The 19,904-nt window shown below is 64.2% G+C and carries 18 protein-coding genes; 8 read left to right on the top strand and 10 right to left on the bottom strand.

Going from position 1 to position 19,904, the window contains the following annotated elements; all coding sequences use genetic code 11:
* The first annotated feature begins 48 nt into the window (after positions 1-48).
* Genes KMZ29_RS24635 through KMZ29_RS24625 form a run of 3 tightly spaced genes read left to right on the top strand, consistent with a single transcriptional unit; the run spans position 49 to position 2,653 of the window.
* Complete coding sequence (locus KMZ29_RS24635) at positions 49-1,134, top strand: amidohydrolase family protein (RefSeq protein WP_215621610.1); 1,086 nt, start codon at positions 49-51, stop codon at positions 1,132-1,134.
* Entirely contained in the window at positions 1,131-2,243 is a 1,113-nt protein-coding gene (locus tag KMZ29_RS24630; RefSeq protein WP_215621609.1) for an amidohydrolase family protein, read from the top strand. Before KMZ29_RS24635 ends, KMZ29_RS24630 begins: the two co-directional genes overlap by 4 nt.
* The gene (locus KMZ29_RS24625; protein WP_215621608.1) at positions 2,240-2,653 is read left to right on the top strand and encodes a Rieske (2Fe-2S) protein; all 414 of its coding nucleotides are present in this window, start codon (positions 2,240-2,242) and stop codon (positions 2,651-2,653) included. The genes KMZ29_RS24630 and KMZ29_RS24625 overlap by 4 nt, the downstream gene beginning before the upstream one ends.
* 281 nt (positions 2,654-2,934) lie before the next feature.
* Here KMZ29_RS24625 and KMZ29_RS24620 read toward each other — a convergent pair whose 3' ends face one another.
* The 5 genes from KMZ29_RS24620 to KMZ29_RS24600 all read right to left on the bottom strand — a co-directional run bounded on the left by KMZ29_RS24620 (position 2,935) and on the right by KMZ29_RS24600 (position 9,870).
* Complete coding sequence (locus tag KMZ29_RS24620) at positions 2,935-3,771, bottom strand: PhzF family phenazine biosynthesis protein (RefSeq protein WP_215621607.1); 837 nt, start codon at positions 3,769-3,771, stop codon at positions 2,935-2,937.
* 177 nt (positions 3,772-3,948) lie between these two features.
* On the bottom strand, positions 3,949-5,481 hold the full coding sequence (locus KMZ29_RS24615; protein ID WP_215621606.1) for a L,D-transpeptidase: 1,533 nt from the start codon (positions 5,479-5,481) through the stop codon (positions 3,949-3,951).
* A 906-nt stretch (positions 5,482-6,387) separates the two neighbouring features.
* Positions 6,388-7,494: a tricarballylate utilization 4Fe-4S protein TcuB gene (gene tcuB / locus KMZ29_RS24610; RefSeq protein ID WP_215621605.1), complete on the bottom strand. Its 1,107-nt coding sequence runs from the start codon at positions 7,492-7,494 to the stop codon at positions 6,388-6,390.
* A complete protein-coding gene (tcuA, locus tag KMZ29_RS24605) occupies positions 7,481-8,878 on the bottom strand; it encodes an FAD-dependent tricarballylate dehydrogenase TcuA (RefSeq protein ID WP_215621604.1) in 1,398 nt (465 codons plus the stop codon). Before tcuA ends, tcuB begins: the two co-directional genes overlap by 14 nt.
* A gap of 29 nt (positions 8,879-8,907) precedes the next feature.
* Positions 8,908-9,870, bottom strand: coding sequence for a transcriptional regulator GcvA (locus tag KMZ29_RS24600; protein WP_215621603.1), 963 nt, complete (start codon positions 9,868-9,870; stop codon positions 8,908-8,910).
* Positions 9,871-9,986: 116 nt separating this feature from the next.
* Between KMZ29_RS24600 and KMZ29_RS24595 the strand changes: the two genes are divergently transcribed.
* The 3 genes from KMZ29_RS24595 (at position 9,987) to KMZ29_RS24585 (ending at position 11,999) form a co-directional block, all read left to right on the top strand.
* Entirely contained in the window at positions 9,987-10,190 is a 204-nt protein-coding gene (locus KMZ29_RS24595; protein ID WP_215621602.1) for a DUF1127 domain-containing protein, read from the top strand.
* A 52-nt stretch (positions 10,191-10,242) separates the two neighbouring features.
* Positions 10,243-10,857, top strand: coding sequence for a GNAT family N-acetyltransferase (locus KMZ29_RS24590; RefSeq protein WP_215621601.1), 615 nt, complete (start codon positions 10,243-10,245; stop codon positions 10,855-10,857).
* 77 nt (positions 10,858-10,934) lie between these two features.
* The gene (locus KMZ29_RS24585) at positions 10,935-11,999 is read left to right on the top strand and encodes an IS630 family transposase (RefSeq protein ID WP_215620943.1); all 1,065 of its coding nucleotides are present in this window, start codon (positions 10,935-10,937) and stop codon (positions 11,997-11,999) included.
* Between the two features lie 9 nt (positions 12,000-12,008).
* Here the strand turns inward: KMZ29_RS24585 and KMZ29_RS24580 are convergent, their stop codons facing one another.
* The 3 genes from KMZ29_RS24580 to KMZ29_RS24570 form a co-directional block, all read right to left on the bottom strand.
* Positions 12,009-12,833, bottom strand: a complete 825-nt coding sequence (locus KMZ29_RS24580) for an enoyl-CoA hydratase (protein WP_215621600.1) — start codon at positions 12,831-12,833, stop codon at positions 12,009-12,011.
* 124 nt (positions 12,834-12,957) lie between these two features.
* Positions 12,958-13,659, bottom strand: coding sequence for an SDR family NAD(P)-dependent oxidoreductase (locus KMZ29_RS24575; protein WP_215621599.1), 702 nt, complete (start codon positions 13,657-13,659; stop codon positions 12,958-12,960).
* 32 nt (positions 13,660-13,691) lie between these two features.
* Positions 13,692-14,690: a glutathione S-transferase family protein gene (locus tag KMZ29_RS24570; protein ID WP_249779783.1), complete on the bottom strand. Its 999-nt coding sequence runs from the start codon at positions 14,688-14,690 to the stop codon at positions 13,692-13,694.
* A 102-nt stretch (positions 14,691-14,792) separates the two neighbouring features.
* On the opposite strand from KMZ29_RS24570, the gene KMZ29_RS24565 reads away from it, so the two are divergent.
* Together KMZ29_RS24565 and KMZ29_RS24560 are read left to right on the top strand one after the other, a co-directional pair.
* Positions 14,793-16,574, top strand: a complete 1,782-nt coding sequence (locus KMZ29_RS24565) for an acyl-CoA dehydrogenase family protein (RefSeq protein WP_215621598.1) — start codon at positions 14,793-14,795, stop codon at positions 16,572-16,574.
* 125 nt (positions 16,575-16,699) lie between these two features.
* A complete protein-coding gene (locus KMZ29_RS24560; RefSeq protein WP_215621597.1) occupies positions 16,700-17,785 on the top strand; it encodes a Zn-dependent alcohol dehydrogenase in 1,086 nt (361 codons plus the stop codon).
* A gap of 50 nt (positions 17,786-17,835) precedes the next feature.
* On the opposite strand, the gene KMZ29_RS24555 is transcribed toward KMZ29_RS24560, so the two are convergent.
* A complete protein-coding gene (locus KMZ29_RS24555) occupies positions 17,836-18,189 on the bottom strand; it encodes a nuclear transport factor 2 family protein (RefSeq protein ID WP_215621596.1) in 354 nt (117 codons plus the stop codon).
* Positions 18,190-18,302: 113 nt separating this feature from the next.
* The gene (locus KMZ29_RS24550) at positions 18,303-19,775 is read right to left on the bottom strand and encodes an amidase (protein ID WP_215621595.1); all 1,473 of its coding nucleotides are present in this window, start codon (positions 19,773-19,775) and stop codon (positions 18,303-18,305) included.
* Between the last annotated feature and the right edge of the window lie 129 nt (positions 19,776-19,904).

Genomic DNA, 19,904 nt, shown 5'->3' with positions numbered 1-19,904 from the left:
ACAAGAGCCAACAAGCGCTAACTAGAGCGAAGAGGAAACCTTGAGGTCATGACGTCACCGATCGCGGGCGGCGTGGATTGCGATCTGCATCCAGCCGTTCCTCATCTGACCAGCCTTCTGCCCTATCTCAACGATTACTGGCGCGATCAGGTCACGACCCGCGGCATGACCGATCTGGTGTCGCAATCCTATCCGACCCATTCGCCGATCTCCTCGCGGCCGGACTGGCGCCCGGCGCAGGGCAAGCCGGGCTCGAGCCTTCAGGACATGCAGGCGCAGGCGCTCGACCGTTTCGCCGTCAGCTATGGCATCTGCAATCCGCTGTACGGCGTGCAGATGGTGTTCTCCGAGGACATGGCGGACGCGTTCTGCCGCGCGCTGAACGACTGGCTGGTCAGGGAATGGCTCGACAAGGACGAGCGGCTGCGCGGCTCGATCGTGATACCGGTGCAGAGCATCGAGAAGTCGGTGGCCGAGATCGAGCGCTGCGCCCAAGACAAGCGCTTCGTCCAGGTGCTGATGCTGGTGATGGGCGACATGCCCTTGGGCAAGCGCGCCTACTGGCCGATCTACGCCGCCGCCGAACGGCTGGGGTTGCCGATCGGAATTCACGCCGGCAGCGCCTATCACAACCCGCCGACCTCGGTCGGCTGGGGCTCCTATCACATCGAGGACTACGTCGCGCAGGCACAGGCGTTCCAGACCCAATTGACCAGCCTGATCGTCGAAGGCGTGTTCGCGCGGCACCCTGACCTGAAGATGGTGATGCTGGAGTCCGGCTTCACCTGGCTGCCGGCCTATCTGTGGCGGCTGCACAAGTTCTGGCGCGGCGCGCGCATGGAAACGCCGTGGGTGGACCGCTCGCCCCAGGAAATTGTGCGCAGCAACATCCGCTTCTCGCTGCAGCCGGTCGATGCGCCGCCGGACCCGGCGATCCTGAACCGGCTGTTCGACCATATGCAGTCGGACGAATTGCTCCTATTCTCGACCGACTACCCGCACTGGCAATTCGACGGCGATGCGGTGCTGCCCGAAGGGATATCTTCAGACCTCGTGCGCAAGATCATGATCGACAACCCGCACGCGACCTACCCACGGCTGAAGCAGGCGGTGCTGAAGGAGACGACGCCATGAACGTGCAGTTTCGTGATCGTCCGGAGCCGGCATCGTCGGCGAGCGTCAAGACTGCGATTGCCGATTGCGATATCCATCCCGCGCGCGCCACCAGGGACGAACTGTACCCGTTCCTCGCCAGGCGCTGGCACGGCCATCTCGAAACCTTTGGCGTCCATGCCTATCAGGGCATGATGGAAGGCCCGCCCTATCCCAAGACGCAGCCGAATGCGTCGCGCCGCGACGCTTGGCCGCCGGAAGGCGGGCAGCAGGGCTCGTCGCTGTCGTTCATGCAGAAGCAGCATCTCGATCCCAACAATGTGGCGCTCGGCGTGCTCAACCCGCTCGGCGCCACCGGGCAGGGCATGCGCAATCACGATCTGTCCGCAGCATTGGCGACCGCCATCAACGACTGGCAGATCGAGAAATGGACCAGCAAGGACAGCCGGCTGAAAGCCTCCGTCGTGGTCGCCAACGAGGACGGCATGGCGGCTGCCGCCGAAATCCGCAAGCGCGCCGGAGACAGGAACTTCGTCCAGGTGCTCTTGCTCAGCCGCAACGTCGAGCCGCTCGGCCAGCGCCGTTACTGGCCGATCTATCAGGCGGCGGAGGAGGCCGGGCTTCCGGTCGGCGTGCACGCCTTCGGCTTCGGCGGCAATCCGATCACCGCCTCGGGCTGGCCGAGCTACTACATCGAGGAGATGGTTGGCCATTCGCAGTGCCAGCAGACCGCGCTCGCCAGCCTCGTGCTGGAAGGCGTGTTCGAACGGCACCCGAAACTGAAGATGATCATGATCGAGGCCGGCTTCGGCTGGGCGCCGTCGCTGTCGTGGCGGCTCGACAAGGTCTTCGAGAAGCTGCACGGCGAGGTGCCGCACCTCAAGCGCAAGCCGTCGGAATATCTCCGCGATCACATCTTCTGGACCACGCAACCGATGGAAGACCCGGAGCGGCGCGATCATCTGTTCGACGTGATCGACTGGATCGGCTGGGACAAATTGCTGTTCGCGACCGACTATCCGCATTGGGATTACGACGAACCCTCGCGGGTGCTGCCCGCCGGCGTCAGCGACGCCAACCGCGAAGCGTTCTATCTGACCAACGCGCTGAAGCTGTACGGAATCTCATGACCCGCCACGTCATCGCCCCGGTGGACGAACTGCCGCCGGGCACGCGCAAATTCCTCACCATCGACGAGCGGCCGATCGCGATCTTCAACATCAACGGCGAATTCTTCGGCCTGTTGAACCGCTGTCCGCATCAGGGCGCGGCGCTATGCGAAGGCCCGCTGATCGGGCTCGCGCAGTCCTCCAATCCCGGCGAGATCGAATACACAAGGCACGGCGAAATCCTGCGCTGCCCCTGGCACGGCTGGGAGTTCGACATTCGCACCGGGCAATCGTACTGCGACCCCAAAAAATTCCGCACCCGCGCCTATCCTGTCAATGTCGAGCCGGGCTCGAGCGTGGTGAAGGGGCCGTATGTGGCGGAGACGCTCGCGGTGTCGGTCGAGAGCGATTACGTGGTGGTGGATCTGTAGTCGTCGTTCCGGAGCGCACGCGAAGCGGGCGAATCCGGAACCTCGAGATTCCGGGTTCGACGCTTATGCGTCGCCCCGGAATGACACGACACTTTTGGTTTCCGTCATTGCGAGGAGCGCTTGCGACGAAGCAATCCATTCTTTCTTTGTTTGTTAGAATGGATTGCTTCGCTGGGCTCGCAATGACGTTGATGGGCCAAAACCTATGCTCCATCATCCGCCGCTTCTTTGCCCCTAACCGGACATCCCGCCGACACGGCAAAGTGGACACGAATGAGACATCATGCGTCGTTCATGATGCGTGCCGTCCCTGATACCCTTATTGAACTGCCCGCAATCTCGCTAATCTCCGCACGGATAAGCGATCGCATCCCCATGTCTTCTCCCTGAACAATATTAATGACACCCCCGTGCGGCCAGCCTATGTCGCGTAAGTATCCTGCAAACGCAGCGGCGGCTGCACCTGTTGCCGGGTCCTCCAGTACGCCTCCGACTGCAAACGCATTGCGGACATGGAACAATTGCGGGTTCTCTGCCGTAACAAGCGCGACCGTGACTAATCCGGCTTTTTCCATCAGTTCTCGGCCGAGCTTGAGGTCATAGCGCATGCGAGCAAGCGCGTTGCGCGTTTTGAGAGCCATGACGACATGGTCGGCACCGCCGTGGATCTTCGCGGGCGGAATTTTCAAGTCGAGATCGTCGATCGAGTAGTCAAGAAGTTGCAGCAAATCCGCTTGTAGCAAGGGATCAATGGGTGCGCTGCGTGTCGGCGGTGATTGAAGCGCCGCTGCAATTGTCTGGCCGTCTCGGCGGCCAGCGACCGAAATATCTGCGCGATTCAGCTTCAGTTCAAAGGTTCGGTCGCCGTGTTGAAGTGCAAGAGCTGCCCCCAGAGCGATGGTGGCGTGTCCACAAAACGGCACTTCACATAGTGGCGAAAAATACCGAACGCGCCATGCGCCACCCTCGGGAGCCGCGAAGGCCGTTTCCGAGAACCCAACATCCGCTGCCATCGCTTGCATCTTCGATGCAGGCGGAAAATCGTCGCCGATCCAAACACCGGCAGGATTGCCGCCTTTATTACCGTCTGAAAATGCAGCGATGCGAAGAACTGTCATGCTCGTGATCCTGCTTCCTGTTCACCTGCCGCCCCGCGAGTCCGCTTCTGGCACCTTTCGGACATGTCGGGGCGGCCTGACAATGTCTCGGGGCATATCGGGAGTGGCCCATCAGCGGTCAAAATGGCGCTATTGCCCCCGATCAACCATGCGGTCTACGCGGTGACGTGCCGCGTCCTACCACCAGCCCGGTTGCCTCTGACGATAGTACGGGTCGCCGCGCGGACGCGGGTTGGCGGGTTGGAAGTCCCGATTAGGCTGGGAAAAGAAGCCGAAGCCGCTGTTGTCGCCCCAGAAGTTCTGCTCCGCGACGTAGATATCGGGCGTGGGCTTGCGCGTGATAAAGCCGCCTTGCGGCTGATGGCTCAGCACCGCGACGAACTCGGTGCGATAGTTGGTCTCTGCGCTCAGCGGCTCGTCCGAGATGACGATCGAGGATCGCGGCAATGCGGTCGGCGCGATGCGCTCGAGCACCGCCTGCGGGATGGTGATGCGGTCGAGCGCGGCCTTGGCGTCGTCGGCGTTGTCGATCGTGACCGCGTTCCAGCGCAGGCCGGCGTCGTTGCGCGCCATCGCCGTGAACACATGGGTGCCGATCCGCTTGCCGGGATCGCGGATCGTGACCGGAACCTCGATGGTCGCATCGAACACCTCGCCGCCCCCGTCCGGCGCCGGCTTATGCGTGTTGCGCCGCACGTAAAGCTTCTGCGTCGCACGGCTGATGAAGATCGACGCCGGCTCCAGTGCGAGCTTGGCTTCGCCTGCCGCCTTGGCGGTGTCGGCCTTCCTCCTCTCGGCCGCCTTGGCGACGTCCTTGGCGGCGGCGGCGGCCTCGAGCTTCGGTTTCGCGTCGGCCCTGGCGGTGTCGAGTTGCGTGCCCAGGTCCGCGGCCCTGGCGGCGCCCTTTTGCTTGAGATCCTCGGCCCGCGCTCTGGCCTCATCCGCTTTGGCGGCGGCGAGCGCCTTGTCGGCGGCGGCGAGTTCGGCCTCGGCGCGGGTCTTGAGCCCCTCCAGCTTGCGCAGCGACGACGTCAGCGATGCCGCCTCGCGCGGTGCTTTCGCGGCGGCTTTCTTCGCCTCGCCGGCTGACCTCGCAGCCTCGGCCGCCTCGCGGGCGAGCGCCTCGGCCCTGGCCGGCGCGGCCGCGATGGCCTCTGCCTTCGGCACCAACAGGGCAGGATGGGAGAACTCGACCGGCTCGGCGTTATCAGGCGAGATGATCACGCGCATCCCGATCCACGTCTTCTCGAACAGCTTCTCGGCAAAGCCAAAGGGCATGCGCACGCAGCCGTGCGAGGCCGCATATCCGGGCAGCGGCCCGCCGTGCAGCGCGATGCCGTTCCAGGTGATGCGCTGCATGTTCGGCATCGAGGCATCGTCATACATGTTCGAGCGATGGTCCTTGTTCTTCTCGAGGACGGCGAAGACGCCGGCTGGCGTCTCGCGTCCCGTGGTGCCGGTCGATACCGGCGCGCGCAGGATCCAGCCGTCGGCGTCGTAGAAGGTGACCTGCTGGCTCTTGATCGAGACGATCGCCATGACCGGCTCGCCTGTCTCGCGCGGCGCCGCAGCCTCGGTGGGTGGCGCGGGGCGGGCCTGTCTCGCCGCGGCGCCGGCGGTCAGCGCCGTCATCGCCGCGAACGTCACAATGACGGGAGGCCCCCAAATTCGCATCGCCCCGGTGGATCGCGCCGCAAATCGATTTAACATGCCGTGCCCCGGTTGAAATGTCCGTCCGCGCCTGCTTCGACCAAGTGATTCTCTCTTATACGCCAGCCCGCGCAGGAGGAAGCGCGCTCGCGGCTGAAGTTGGGCACATTGCGGACATCACGCGTGGCGTGGCTGCGGCAAAATAACCCGTCGGGCAAGATTTCGCTTTCGTTGTCGGGCAAATCATCTCTAGGACTCCCGCCATCCTGTCCCCGAGGAAGGGGCGTTGGCCATCGTCACGAACGTTGGGATGGGATGCGGTGGACGCGGCAGCGTCAGGCGCGCAGGTGGTTGCAGGGCGGGTTCAACTCCGTGAGCGACCGAACGGCGTGCTGACGACGGCGCTGAAGCGTACGGTGAAGTCGTGTGGTCCTGACAGCCTCTGGGTTGGCGTCAAGTTCCGCGGAGGCGAAGCCGGCCCAACCGGGCGTCGGGCCAGCCGTCAATCCGCGGGGCGACGGTGACAAACAAATCCTGATCGCCGAGGAGAGCACAGTATAAGCCGTAAAGCCATTGCGCAGGGAATGCCGGATTGCCTCCGCTGAACCTGTATGCTCGTGTGCGTTTTTCTTCGCACATTTTGCACACGAGATCGCGGGTGCAGCGCGCACCCGGCATTCCCTGCTCCCTCCTTTCTCGAGGGACAACGAAATGCAAAGCTCGGGCAAAATCGTGCCGCGAGAATGCGGACGCGTATCTGTTGTTTGAAATCCGAATCGGAAATAGGTTTCGTCGTCCCGGACAAGCGAGCACAGCGAGCGCTGATCCGGGACCCATACGCCGCGGCGGTCATTATTGAGCGCGCTGGTGGACGGCTTTCTCTCAACAACTCGGGCCGGTGGTTATGGGTCCCGGCTCAAGGCCGGGACGACGAGTGGAGAGGGCCGAGAAATGGCAATGACGGAATTAGACTCCCGCCATCATCCGCCGCTCCCTCGCATAGCGCACCAGCGCGACAAAGCGATAGATGCCGTGCACGAATTTGCCGTAGGGCATGGTGATGAACAGCGAGAACACCACGCCGAGATGCAGCGCCAGCAGCGGACCCATCGCCGCGGTGTCGCGCAACAGCAGCAGCGCCATGCCGGTCAGGCTGGTCAGGAACAGCATGGCGATGAAGGCGACGTCCATGCCCATGCGCTTCTGATCGACCAGTGCCGGGTCGCGCTTCCATTTTTCGGCGAGCAAGCCCGCCGGTCCGATCAGAAGTCCGATGCCGCCCAGCGTGCCCAGCACGACCGGCAGGTCCCACCATGGATACGGCGCCTCGCGCGCGATCAGGTAGTGATACAGCGTCGCGACGCAGGTTGCGGCGAAGCAGAGTGCGAATCCGTAGAAGGTCAGGTGATGATGGATCTTGCGCAGGTCGCTCGGCCGCTCGTCCTCGTTGACGCAGCCGACCCCGCCGCCGTCGAGATAGCGCAGTTGCGTTGCATCCTTCATCGCCTGCCACAGCGAGGGCGGATCCACCAGCATGCCGATCGGCTCGCCGATATCGCGCCAGAATGCGCGCACGCCCATGACAAGCGCGACCAACGCATAAAGCAACGCCGCGCCGAACAGCGCGGCCATCGCGTTGTGCGGCATCAGTTTGTAGAACGCGCCGGGGCCGGTATGGATTCCGAACAGCACCTGCCGGTCGTTCAGCGCGGCGAAGCCGAAGATGAACGCCGCGACGCTGAGCGCTGCGATCAGGCTGATGGCAAGCCCGTTGCGCGCGAACAGGCCGGCAAAGGCGCGGGGCCAGGCATAGGCGGCCCAGGATTCGGCGCGGGCGACGGCCAGCGTCTTCGGGACGTTGACGTTGAATTCATGCGGCGGCGAGAACTGGCAGTCGGTGTAGCAGGCGCCGCAAGCGTGGCAGAGATTGGCGAAATAATTGAGGTCGCCGTCGGAAAACGAACGGCGCATTTCCATCGCCGGAAAAACCGCGCAGAGGCCTTCGCAGTAGCGGCAGGAATTGCAGACCGTCATCAGCCGGTCGGCTTCCTCGAGGATCTTAGTTCCGTGCATTTTGCGCCGCTTCCCGTCCCGCGATCCGCCCGAACACGCTGCCGATGGTCATGCCGATGCCGGCGGCGTAGCCCTTGCCGAGCACGTTGCCCGCCATGATCTCGCCGGCGGCGAACATGTTGGCGGCAGGCTTGCCGTCCTTCATCAGCATGCGCGCCTGTTTGTTCACGCGGGTGCCGAGATAGGTGAAGGTGATGCCGGGCCGCACCGGATAGGCATAATAGGGCGGCGTTTCGATCTTCCGCGCCCAATGCGTCTTCGGCGGCGTCAGGCCCTCGGTGCGGCAATCGTCGAGGATGGTGTGATCGAAGGTGCCGGGCCTGACCGCGGCGTTGAACTCGGCGACGGTTTTTTCCAGCACCGCCGCATCGAGTTCGAACTTGCCGGCGAGTTCGGCGATCGAGTTGGCCTCGATCGGCGGGAACAGCGTCGGCATGAAGCTGTTGCGCACGCTGGCATCGAAGACGATGTAGGCGATCTGGTCGGGTTGGGCCGCGACCAGCCGGCCCCAGATCGCATAGCGCTTCGGCCAGATATCCTCGCCCTCGTCGTAGAACCGCAAGCCGTGCTTGTTGACGACGATGCCGAACACGACCGAGTCGTGCCGGGTGATGATGCCGCCGTCGAATTTCGGCGCCCGGGCGTCGATCGCCACCGCGTGGCATTGGGTGGGATCGCCGACCTGCTGGACGCCCTTGTTAAGCAGCATTTTCAGGATCGATCCGCGATTATAGGGCGTGCCGCGGATCAGGAAATTGTCGGCGGCCTCGCCCCAATACTGCTTCAGCCATTCGATGTTGGCCTCGAAGCCGCCGGCGGCCGCCACCAGCGTCGCGGCGCGCACCGTGACGCGGCCGTCGCCCTGCTTGAGATCAGCGGAGAGAAACATGCCGTTGTCGATGTCGAGGTCGAGCACTTCGGCGTCGTAGAGGATGTCGACGCCGAGCCGTTCGGCGGTGAGATACAGCGCGTTCAGCATCGCCCGGCCGCCGCCGAGGAAGAACGAGTTGGTGCGGCCGAGGCTCAGCGTGCCGCCGAGCGACGGCTGCCAGCGCACGCCCTGTTCGACCACCCAGCCCAGGATGTCCTTCGACTCCCGGATCATGTGGCGGGCGAGTTCCTCGTCGGTCTGGCCCTCGGTCACAAGCTGCAAATCTTCCCAGAATTCCTGCTCGGTATAGGGCCCGGTCAGGATGTCGGTCGCCGCGTCATGGGCGCAGCGCATGTTGCGGGTGTGGCGGGTGTTGCCGCCGCGATAGAATTTCGGGGCGCCTTCCAGCACCAGCACCGAAGCGCCGGAGCGCCGCGCGCTGATTGCGGCGCACAGCGCCGCGTTGCCGCCGCCGATCACCAAACAATCGAATTTTCGGGAGAGGTCGACCATGCGTCTTGTTATTATTGTTTGCACGGAAATCAAACCCGGCGGCGCCGGGCGGGCTCGTTCGGTTCAGGCCGCGGCTCGGGTTTGCCAAGCTCTTCCCGTTTGCCATGGATCGATGCCTTTAGCCAATGCCGAAATGCCGCCAGTTTGGGGGCATCGGCCCTGGCCTCGGGCGACACCAGGTAGAAGCCGGCGTCCACCGGCAGGGCGATATCGAACGGCACCACCAGGCGGCCCTTGGCGATATCGGCCTCGACGTAGGAGGTCCGGCCCATGGCGACGCCGAGCCCGTCGATCGCGGCCTGCAGGGTCATGAAGGTGAGATCGAAGGTGACGCCGGGCTGTTTCGAGAGGTTGGTCGGCAGGCCCGCGGCCGTGAGCCACAGCCGCCAGTCGTCCTCCGCTCCGCCGCTGGTGTGAAGCAGCACGTGGTCGGCGAGATCCTCCGGCTGCCGCAGCGGCTTGTCGCCCGCCAGCAAGGCCGGACTGCAGACCGGGAATAGCTGGTCGGCCATCAGCCAGTCGGCGCGCAGGCCCGGCCATTGACCGCGGCCATAGCGGATCGCGGCATCGACATCGCCGCTCTTGAAATCGACGAGGGTGGTTGAAGTGGTGATGCGGACGTCGATGCCGGGATGCGCCTCCTGGAATGCGGAAAGTTTCGGCAGCAGCCACTTCGCCGCCAGCGAGGCCAATGTGCTGACCGTCAGCACATGGTCGTTGTCCCGGCGCTGCAGCCGGTCGGTGGCGAGCCTGAGATCGTTGAACGCGGCGCGGACCCCGGGGAGATATTCCTTGGCCTCCGGCGTCAGCGTCAGCGCGCGGTTCTGCCGGACGAACAGTTTGATGCCGAGCTCCTGCTCGAGCCGCCGGATCTGATGGCTGATCGCGGTCTGCGTGACGTTCAGCTCGGACGCCGCAACGGTGAAGCTCAGATGCCGGGCCGCGGCCTCGAAGGCGCGCAATCCATTCAGCGACGGCAGTCTCGCGGTCATCCCGGGTCAATCCAAATTCATGAGTTTATATCATGCGAAGCGGCACAAAGTGTCGTTTGTCGAAAGCCTGAAGGGCACAGATATTGGCACCAACAGCCTAGCCACAGGAGATGAACATGTCCACTTTGACCCATGAATCGATGATAAATAATCATCAATCCGGTGGTTTCGCCGGGGTCGTCGACACCTTCCGCGTCTGGCGCAAGCGCCAGCATGACCGGCGCCAACTGGCCGAACTCACCAGCCGTGACCTGCACGACATCGGCCTGTCCTGGAGCGACATCGTCCACGAAGCCGAAAAGCCGTTTTGGCGGGCTTGAAGGCAGGGGGGACGCCGGCCATCGGCTTTTCGAAACCCAAGGGAATCCAGCCATGACCGCGCTTCGTCTCGACGACCTCCGGCAGCATTCCGATATCCTGCGCCTGCGCAGCGGCAAGTCGCTGACCGTGCGCTTCGTCGAGCCACGCGACGCAGACGCGTTGCAGAGCTACTTCCGGTCGCTCTCGACCCGCTCCCGCTACAACCGCTTCCTCGGCGCCATCAGCGAATTGCCGCCGGCCGAACTCGATCGTTTCGTCCATGTCGGCGAGGCCGACCGCTTCAGCGTGGTCGCAATGATGACGGTCGACGGCGCCGAGACCATCGTCGGCGAAGCCCGCTATGCGTTCGACGCCGAGACCGATAGTTTCGAGTTCGGCCTGTCGATCCACGACCGCTGGCAGGGCCACGGCGTGGGCTCCGTATTGCTCGGCAATCTGGAATGCCGCGCGGCGGCGTTCGGCGCCACGCGGCTGTTTGGCGACACGCTGCGTTCCAACGACGCCATGCTCGGCCTTGCCCGCAAGTCCGGTTTCGCCTTCACGCACTCGCCCGGCGACTGGAAACTGGCGCGCTTCGAAAAGCACATCGACGTCGCGCCGCAGGAAATTCCCTGCGCCAGCTGGCGGCTGGCGGCCCGGCAGATGGCGCATCAGGTCTCGATCTGAAACCTAGTACCCACTATCCGAAGTGACTGAGTCATATTTGCACTATCGTGCGGCGTTGCGGCGTGATTCAAGATGGCATGATAAGCGATGCCATGAAAGTCCGGCTGCGGCCGGGAGATCGCGCGATCCTTGAAGCGCGGTTGCGCGCCGGCAGCACCGAGCAGCGGCAGCTGTTGCGGATACGGATCGTGTTGGAGGCGGCCGGCGGGCACGCGACACGGGAGATCGCCCGCGAGCTGGAGACGACGCCGACCACGGTCAGCTTGTGGCGTATCCGTTACGCGCGCGAAGGCCTTGATGGGCTGGAGGATCGGCTGCGGTCCGGCACCCCGCCGATCTACGACGAGGCGACCGACCAGCGCATTCGCAAGGTTCTCGACCAGCCGCCGCCCAAGGGTTTTGCACGCTGGAACGGGCCACTGATCGCGCGGGCTTTGGGCGACGTCGATGTGCAGTATGTTTGGCGATCGCTGCGCAAGCAGAAGATCGATCTGGCCGGACGCAAAAGCTGGTGCGAGAGCAACGACCCGGATTTTGCGGCAAAGGCCGCCGATGTGGTCGGCCTCTATCTGGCGCCGCCGAAGAACGCGATCGTCCTGTGCGTCGATGAGAAACCGTCGATCCAGGCACTTGAACGGGCGCAGGGTTACTTGAAACTGCCGAACGGGCGCGCCCTGACCGGGCAAAGCCACGACTACAAGCGGCATGGCACGACAACCCTGTTTGCCGCCTTTGAGGTCGCCACTGGCAAGGTCCGGGCCACACACAAGAAACGCCGTCGCCGCAAGGAATTCCTCGACTTCATGGATGACGTCGTCGCCGCCTATCCAAAGGCACGGCTCAAGGTCATCCTCGACAATCTGAATACGCACCAGAAGAACGACGAATGGCTGAAACGCCACCCGCTTGTGACATTCCACTTTACGCCGACACGCGCCTCGTGGCTCAATCAGGTCGAGGGCTGGTTCTCCATCTTGCAGGGCCAGTCGCTGACCGGCGCATCATTCACCTCGGTCGAGCAACTCAAGCAGCACATTAATGCCTTCGTCAAAGCCTACAACAAACATGCGGAGCCGTTCATCTGGACAAAATCCAAAGTCCACCAGCGCCGCGTCAAAGGACGCCGTCTTAGTGACTTATGATTCCGGGTACTAGTTTCCCTTGAACACCGGCCTGCGCTTGTCGATGAAGGCCTGCACTGCTTCGCGGTGGTCGGCGGTCGTGGTGAGGCGGACCAGCCGCTCCGCCTCATGGTCGCGCGCGGTGGCGAAATCGAACAGCAGGGCTTCATCGAGATTGTCCTTCATGTAGCGCAACGCCAGCGTCGGGCCTTCCGCCATCGATTTCGCCAGTGCAAAGGCCTCTTCCTGAAGCTTGGCGTCCGGCACCACGCGGTTAACGAGGCCGATCGTCTCGGCCCGCTTCGCCTCGACCTTGTCGCCGGTGAACATCAGTTCGCGCGCCCGCGATGTTCCGACCAGCCGCGTCAACAGCCATGCGATACCGTAGTCGCCGCTCAGCGCCACCCGCAGATAGCCGGTGGAGACGAAGGCCGATTCGGCGGCGATCCGGATGTCGCAGGCCATGGCCAGCGCCAGGCCGGCGCCGACCGCGGGGCCGGGCAGCGCTGCGATGGTCGGCTTGCGCACCGAGACCAGCGCGCCTGTCAACAATCGCTGGCGTTCCTGAAGGTCCGCGACCTTCTCGTCATAGGACATCTCCAGCTTCGTCTTGTCGCGATGGGCGCCCATGCCCTTGACGTTGCCGCCGGCGCAGAAGGCGGTGCCGGCGCCGGTGATCAGCAGCGCGCCGACGTCTGGATTCTCGCCGCTGGCCTTGATCATGTTGCGCAGCGCCGGCGTCAGATTGTCCGACATCGCGTTGCGGACTTCCGGGCGGTTCAGCGTGATGATGGCGACGCGGTCGCGGATGACGCACAACAGTTCATTGGTGCCGGTGTCGATCTCGGTAATCATGATTCCCCCAATTTTTTGTTTTTGTTATTGCCTCCGTCATTCCGGGGCGATGCGAAGCATCGAACCCGGAATCTCGAGATTCCGGGTCTGGTGCTACGCACCATCCCGGAATGACGGTGTTGCGCTAAAACTTCTCCACCCAGGGCCGCAATTCCTGCTCCCAGGTCCAGGCGTTGCGCGGCTGCTGCAGCACGTTCCAGTAGCTCAAGGCAATGGCGTCGGGATCGAGCATCGAATCCGGCCGTTCGGCGGGCTCGCTGCGCGCCGCGCTGCGGATGCCGCCGTCGATGACGAAATGCGCGACGTGAATGCCCCGCGGCGACAATTCGCGCGCCATGCTCTGCGCCAGCCCGCGCAGCGCGAACTTGCCCATCGCGAAGGGTGCGGATTGCGGATAGCCCTTGACGCTTGCCGAAGCCCCGGTGAACAGGATCGCGCCGTGCTGGTTCGGCAGCATCCGTCGTGCCGCCTGCTGCGCCACCAGAAAGCCGCCGAACGCGCTGACGGCGATGGCTTGTGCGACATCCGCCGGCACCAGGTCGGTGAACGCGCCGCGGGCACGGCCGCTGGCGTTGTAGACGACGAGGTCCGGCGACCCGATCTCGCGCTCCACCATGCCGAACAGCCGCTCGACTTCATCAGGATCGGTGGCGTTGCAGGCAAAGGCGCGGGCGCCGGTTTCGGTGCAGAGCGCTCCCAACTTTTCGATCTTGCGAGCGGCCAGCGCGACGCGAATGCCTTGTTTGGCCAGCAGCCGCGCCAGCGATGCGCTGAGGCCTTCGCCGGCGCCGACGATCAGGGCGACGTTGTAGTCAGGCATTTCCATGGGGCTGTCCTCGAATGGCGGGGAGTCCGTATCTAGGCGCGCAATCCTGCAAGGCAACCCGCCGCGGCCAGCACCATATCGAGCGCGCCTTTGTCGGGCACTTCGGCGTATTTGGCGCGCAGCATGCCGAGCGACCGCGCATGATATTTCTGCGGCTTCTGGGTCCAGACCTTGTCGCCGAGCGTAACGCTGAATTCTTCGTTGGCTTCCCTCAGCGCGGCCTCGTTGGCGAGCGTCCACGGCCAGAATTGTCTGCCGACCTGCTTGACCAAAATCGGCATCAGGGTCGGCGCCAGCGCGGTCCAGCTTTCGAACGCGCCTTCCGCCCGCGGCCACAGCATGCGGTGGACCCAGTCGAGTACATGCGGCGCATTGCCCTCGATCAGGGCGCCTGCGGTCGGATCGGTCCACAGCTCGTAAAACTGCCCCCAGAGACCGAAGTCGCCGAACGCGGGCCGCCCGCCGAACAGATAAGGCCGCTTGGCGAGGTGATCGTCGAGCAGGCCGAGCATGTCCCGAAAACCTTCCTCGATCTGCGGCGCGGTCATTTCGTTCGATCCGACGAACCAGACTCGGCCCACCATGCGGGTTCGCACCTTGTCGGCGAAGGCATCATGCTCGGCTTCGCCCGCTTTCGGGCTGCGCATCCGGGCGATGCGCCCGGCCGAGGCGCGCTGGTCGACCTCGCGCGCCCAGCGGTAGTGAAACATCCATTTGTTGCCCCACTCGTCGCCGAATTCCTCGATCAGCGTGGAGACATAGTTGGCGATTGCGTCGTCGGGATGGATCGAAGGCTCCGGATGCAGCTTTTCCATCTGCTCGATGATCGGAGTGGAATCCTGGATGCCAGTGCCCTCGGGTGTGATCACCAGCGGAATGATCGGCATTTTGGCGTATTTGTCATATTCCGCCTGGCTTGCCGCATTGCGCAAAATCCATTGGTGCGGAATGGCCTTGTAGCGAAAATAGGAGCGGACCTTGACCGAGTAAGGCGACATCTCGGCGCCGATGATGCGGTATCCGTCTGCCACAGGGTGATCCTCCAATTATGTTTGTTGACGGCGTTGTCGCCTGCTTTATCGGTAGATGGTCTATAGCAGGCAATATCGGGCGGAACGAACAAGAGTCGAAAAATGCAGCCACTCAAGCACGATCGCGCAAGTCTTGCTCCCGGCCAGCCGGGATTGCTCGCGCCGGACACAACGGGGATGAATTTCTATCGCGCAGATCCGGCGCTGACGGATCTGTTGCGCATTCACCTGCCGGAAGCGCTGTTCCGCCATATCGAGCCGCACCTCGACCGGCTCGGCGGCCTCGCCGGCGGCCATCTCGACGAATGCGCGCGTCTGTCGGACCGCCACACCCCGGTGCTGCACCAGCGCGACCGCTTCGGCCGCGACGCGCAGTGGATCGAATATCATCCGGCCTATCGTGAGCTCGAGCGCGCCGCGTTCGGCGAATTCGGCATTCACGCGATGTCGGTGCGCAAGGGCATCCTGGGCTGGCCGGACAAGTATCCGGTGGTCGCCAAGCACGCCTTTACGTTCCTGTTCAACCAGGCCGAATTCGGGCTGGGCTGTCCGATCAACGTTACCGACGGCTGCGCCAAGCTGCTCGCGAATTTCGGCAGCGAGGCCTTGAAGGCGAAATATCTCGATGGCCTGACCCAGACCGACATGAGCAAGCTGACGCAGGGCGGCCAGTTCATGACCGAGAAGGAAGGCGGCTCCGACGTCGGCACGCTGACCACGACGGCGGTGCAGGAAGGCGATCACTGGCGGCTGACCGGCGAGAAGTGGTTCTGCTCCAATGCGGACGCCAAAGTCGTGATGCTGCTGGCGCGGCCGGAGGGTGCCGGTCCTGGCACCCGTGGCGTCGGCCTGTTCCTGATGCCGCGGACGCTCGATGACGGCACCCCCAATCACTACCGGATCGTCCGTCTCAAGGACAAGCTCGGCACCCGCTCGATGGCCTCGGGCGAGATCAAGCTGGAAGGCGCGATTGCCTACGCCGTCGGCAAGCTCGACCGCGGCTTCGTGCAGATGGCCGAGATGGTCAATTCCTCGCGGCTCTCCAATGGGGTCAAATCCACTGCGCTGATGCGGCGCGCGCATCACGACGCGATGACGGTGGCGCAGAACCGCGTGGTGTTCGGCAGCCGCATCGTCGATCTGCCCTTGGCACGGCGGCAACTGATGAAGATCATGCTCGCCACCGAGCAGGCGCTGTCATTGAGTTTCTTGACCGCCGATGCGCTCGACCGTGCCGAGGCCGGCAGCCAGGACGCGGCGGCGCTGTTGCGTATCCTGACGCCGACGCTGAAATTCCGCGCCACCCGCGACGCGCGCAAGGTCTGTGGCGACGCGCTCGAGATGCGCGGCGGCATCGGTTACATCGAGGAATTCGCCACGGCGCGGCTGCTGCGCGATTCCCATCTCGGCTCGATTTGGGAAGGCACCGGCAACATCGTTGCGATCGACGCGCTGAAGCGGGCTGTTGGCCGCCATGGCGCCGAGGCCGCATTGGCCGCCGACCTGCACGCCCGGCTCGACGACAGCGCCAATGTGCCGCAGGCCTGGCGCGGCCGCTTGCGCGATCTCACCGACCGCGCCATCGGCTTCGCCCGCGAGGTCGCCAGCCGCATGGACAACGAAGCCGACGCGCGGCGCGCCACCAGCCTCCTCTATCACGTCGCCAGCGCCGTGGCGCTGGCCTGGGAGGGCGGGCGCATCCACGAGATGCGCGGCGATGCGAGGCGGCTGCTGCTGTCACGGATGGTGATCGATCACCGGGTCTCTGTGAGCGATCCGTTCCGGCTCACGGAAAATGCGGCGCAGCGCGCCATCACCGGCCATCTGCTCGGCGATCGCACTGTCGGGATGGCCGAGGTTGGCGAATTGCTTACCGCGGCCTAAAGTAAATCGTCATTCCGGGGCGCGCGAAGCGCGAACCCGGAATCTCGATCAACAATCCGGATTCCGGGTTCGACGCTTTGCGTCGCCCCGGAATGACGTAAACACAACAAGAAGGGGAAACACCGATGAAGGCCGCCGTCCTGTTTGAAGCCAACAAGCCGCTCGTGATCGAGGACGTCAGCCTTCCAAACCCCGGCCCGCGCGAGGTCCTGATCCGCACCGCGGTCGCCGGGCTCTGCCACTCCGACCTGCATTTCATGGAAGGGCTTTATCCGCATCCGCTGCCGGCCGTGCTCGGGCACGAATCAGCCGGCGTGGTCGAGAAGGTCGGCTCGGACGTCACCTATGTGAAGCCCGGCGATCACGTGGTCACCTGTCTTTCGGTGTTCTGCGGCACCTGCGACAACTGCACGACCGGACGGCCGGTGCTGTGCACCGACACCACCGTGAAGATGCTGCCCGGCGCGTCCAACCGGCTGTCCTGGGCGCGGTCGGAGAAACTGCATCAGTTCCTCAATCTGTCGTCATTTGCCGAGCAGATGCTGGTGCACGAAAATGCCATCGTCAAAATCAAGAAGGAGATGCCGCTCGATCTGGCGGCGCTGATCGGTTGTGGCGTGATCACCGGCTATGGCGCTGTCGTGAACACCGCCAAGGTTCAGGCCGGTGAGACCGTCGCCGTGATCGGCTGCGGCGGCGTCGGCATGGCCGCAATCAACGGCGCCGCGATCGCCGGCGCCGGCCGGATCATCGCGATCGATACCAATCCCGCAAAACTTCAGCTTGCCACCAAGCTCGGCGCCACCGACGTGGTCGATCCCCGCAACGGCGACGTGGTGCAGCAGGTGCGCGATCTTACCAGCGGCGGCGTGAACCACTCCTTCGAGGTGCTGGGCCGCAAGGAGACCGCGGAGCAGGCCTTTGGCATGCTGGCGCCCGGCGGCACCGCGACCATCGTCGGCATGATCCCGTTCGGCCAGAAGATCGAGCTGCACGGCTTTGACTTCCTGAGGGAACGCAAGATTCAGGGCTCCTCGATGGGCTCGAACCATTTCCGCGTCGACATGCCCCGCCTGGTCGAATTCTACATGCGCGGCAAGCTGCACCTGGAAGACTGGATCTCGGCCAAGCTGAAGCTGTCGGAGATCAACGAGGGCTTTGCCGCGATGAAGGCCGGCAAGACCGTGCGCAGCGTGATCATGTTTGATTAGCCGTCATTCCCCGATGCGCAATTGCGCATCGGGGAATGACGCCTTCGGCGTCACCGCGACACGTGCGCCAAGACCGCGAGCCAGCGGCCGTTCTGCCTTGCCCAGACGTCGGTGTAGCGTCCCGCGCCAGGCGTGCCGTCCGGCATCGTGTAGCGCGTGGCGGCGTGGATGATGGCGACGTCGCCCATCAGGCGGATCTTCACGTCATGCGCCTCGAGATTCTTGATCGTTACCGGCACTGCGGTCTGCTTGAGGAACCCGGCGCGATCGACCAGCGACTTGTCGGGATTGGAGCAGTAGAAATCCTTGGCGAGGATTTCGTCGAAGTGCTTGACGTCGGAATGCTGCACTGAATTGACGTAGTCGCGATTGAGGCTGGTCAGTTCGGCTAGGTCGTTTCTCATTGTCCGTCCTTTCCTGTCATTCCGGGGCGCGCGTTAGCGCGAACCCGGAATCTCGTGCAATAACTTCTGGATTCCGGGTTCGAGGCTACGCCTCGCCCCGGAATGACGGGTCTTCAGTCATCAAACATCGGCGGCGGCACGAAGCCGCCGAATTCGCGCTCGATCAGTTCCGCCAGCCTCAACGGCGTGCGGTCTTCCAGCCAGGGGCCGAGGATCTGCACACCGAGGGGCAGGCCTTGCGGCGACAGGCCGAGGGGGATCGCCGTGGCCGGCAGCCCGGGCAGGGTGGCGATGCCGGGCCATGTCAGTTGATCCGTATAGACGTAGTCCTTGTCGTCGATCTTGATGCGGCGGGCTTCCTGGTCCGGCGAATGATCGTGCGGATAGGCCGGCGTCGGCATGATCGGGCAGATCACCGCATCGAACGTCTTGAACAGCCCGCGCCACTGCGCGCGCAGCCCGGCGCGTGCGCCGTCGTCGAGTACCCAGTCGCGATGACTTTGCGTCATGCCGCGCAGACGTTCGGCGGCAAGGCTCCTGTTGTCGGCCTTCAGCTGCGCGGCGCCGGCCTGTGCGCCCGCGATCGCTTCCGGCGGGAAGAACGCCCCGAGGAACGCCATCAGCATCCGCATGTAGAGCCGCGACGAATCCGCAAAGTCCGGCCACAGCGGGCTTTGCCGCGCGACGCTCACCCCGGCTTTGGCGAGGCTGCCCGCAAGCTTGTCGATCGCGCCGCGAATGTCCTTGTCGGCCGGCAGCACCGGATCGCTGTCGACCACCAGCACGCGAAAATCCTTCAGCGCGTTGTGCCGCGGCGGCGGCAGCGCGAGCCTGTAGCCGACGCCCATGTCCAGCGGATCCGGTCCGGCCATCACGTCGAGCAGCAGCGACAGATCGGCGGCCGAGCGCGCCATCGGGCCGATCACGGCCATGTCGCGGTCCAGCGGCATCGCCGGAAACGGCGGCGGCGTATGCCCGCGCACCGGCGCCAGATTGTAGGTCGGCTTGTGCGCATAGACGCCGCAATGGAACGCCGGCACGCGCAGCGAGCCGCCGATGTCGGAGCCGAGCGAGAGCGGCCCGTAACCAGCGGCCAGCGCCGCCGATGATCCGCCGGAAGAGCCGCCGGGCGTGCGGCCGAGATGATACGGATTATTGGTGGTGCCGTAGATCTCGTTGTAGCTCTGCCAGTCGGCGAGGCCGACCGGCACGTTGGTCTTGCCGAGGATCACGCCGCCTGCAGCCTTGACCCGCGAAATCGACAGCGCGTCTTCCGTTGGCCTGAAATCCCTCTGCGGCGGAAAGCCCCATGTCGTGGGCAATCCGGCAATATTGAAGGATTCCTTCACCGTGATCGGCAGGCCGAGCAGCGCTCCGGTTTCGCCGCGTGCACGCGCCGCGTCGGCGGCGCGGGCCGCTTCGAGGCCGCGCGCGAAATCGCGCACGCAAACCGCATTGATCTTGCCGTCGTGACGCTCGATGCGCCCGATCGCATCCTGCGCCAGTTCGACGGCCGAGACTTTTTTCGCGGCAAGGGCTGCGGACAGTTCGGTCGCGGATCTGAAACTCCATTGCGATTTGGCCAAGGCGTTGCTCCTGCTGACTTTTGCTTGGGAGGGATGATGCTCAGTTTGCGAACGGGCCGCAAGACCGGCGCGTCATGCATCGACGCATCGTGCGAACCTTCGCTCGCCGCGTTACCTAGGCCCTATGCG

This window comes from Bradyrhizobium sediminis, assembly GCF_018736085.1.
Lineage (GTDB): Bacteria > Pseudomonadota > Alphaproteobacteria > Rhizobiales > Xanthobacteraceae > Bradyrhizobium > Bradyrhizobium sediminis.
The sequence above is the reverse complement of the archived record's forward strand: the minus strand, read 5'-3'. Positions and strand labels throughout refer to the sequence as shown.

Coding starts and splice junctions, on each gene's coding strand:
- KMZ29_RS24635 (WP_215621610.1), top strand. CDS start 49: ATGACGTCACCGATCGCGGGCGGCGTGGATTGCGATCTGCATCCAGCC.
- KMZ29_RS24630 (WP_215621609.1), top strand. CDS start 1,131: ATGAACGTGCAGTTTCGTGATCGTCCGGAGCCGGCATCGTCGGCGAGC.
- KMZ29_RS24625 (WP_215621608.1), top strand. CDS start 2,240: ATGACCCGCCACGTCATCGCCCCGGTGGACGAACTGCCGCCGGGCACG.
- KMZ29_RS24620 (WP_215621607.1), bottom strand. CDS start 3,771: ATGACAGTTCTTCGCATCGCTGCATTTTCAGACGGTAATAAAGGCGGC.
- KMZ29_RS24615 (WP_215621606.1), bottom strand. CDS start 5,481: ATGTTAAATCGATTTGCGGCGCGATCCACCGGGGCGATGCGAATTTGG.
- tcuB (WP_215621605.1), bottom strand. CDS start 7,494: ATGCACGGAACTAAGATCCTCGAGGAAGCCGACCGGCTGATGACGGTC.
- tcuA (WP_215621604.1), bottom strand. CDS start 8,878: ATGGTCGACCTCTCCCGAAAATTCGATTGTTTGGTGATCGGCGGCGGC.
- KMZ29_RS24600 (WP_215621603.1), bottom strand. CDS start 9,870: ATGACCGCGAGACTGCCGTCGCTGAATGGATTGCGCGCCTTCGAGGCC.
- KMZ29_RS24595 (WP_215621602.1), top strand. CDS start 9,987: ATGTCCACTTTGACCCATGAATCGATGATAAATAATCATCAATCCGGT.
- KMZ29_RS24590 (WP_215621601.1), top strand. CDS start 10,243: ATGACCGCGCTTCGTCTCGACGACCTCCGGCAGCATTCCGATATCCTG.
- KMZ29_RS24585 (WP_215620943.1), top strand. CDS start 10,935: ATGATAAGCGATGCCATGAAAGTCCGGCTGCGGCCGGGAGATCGCGCG.
- KMZ29_RS24580 (WP_215621600.1), bottom strand. CDS start 12,833: ATGATTACCGAGATCGACACCGGCACCAATGAACTGTTGTGCGTCATC.
- KMZ29_RS24575 (WP_215621599.1), bottom strand. CDS start 13,659: ATGGAAATGCCTGACTACAACGTCGCCCTGATCGTCGGCGCCGGCGAA.
- KMZ29_RS24565 (WP_215621598.1), top strand. CDS start 14,793: ATGCAGCCACTCAAGCACGATCGCGCAAGTCTTGCTCCCGGCCAGCCG.
- KMZ29_RS24560 (WP_215621597.1), top strand. CDS start 16,700: ATGAAGGCCGCCGTCCTGTTTGAAGCCAACAAGCCGCTCGTGATCGAG.
- KMZ29_RS24555 (WP_215621596.1), bottom strand. CDS start 18,189: ATGAGAAACGACCTAGCCGAACTGACCAGCCTCAATCGCGACTACGTC.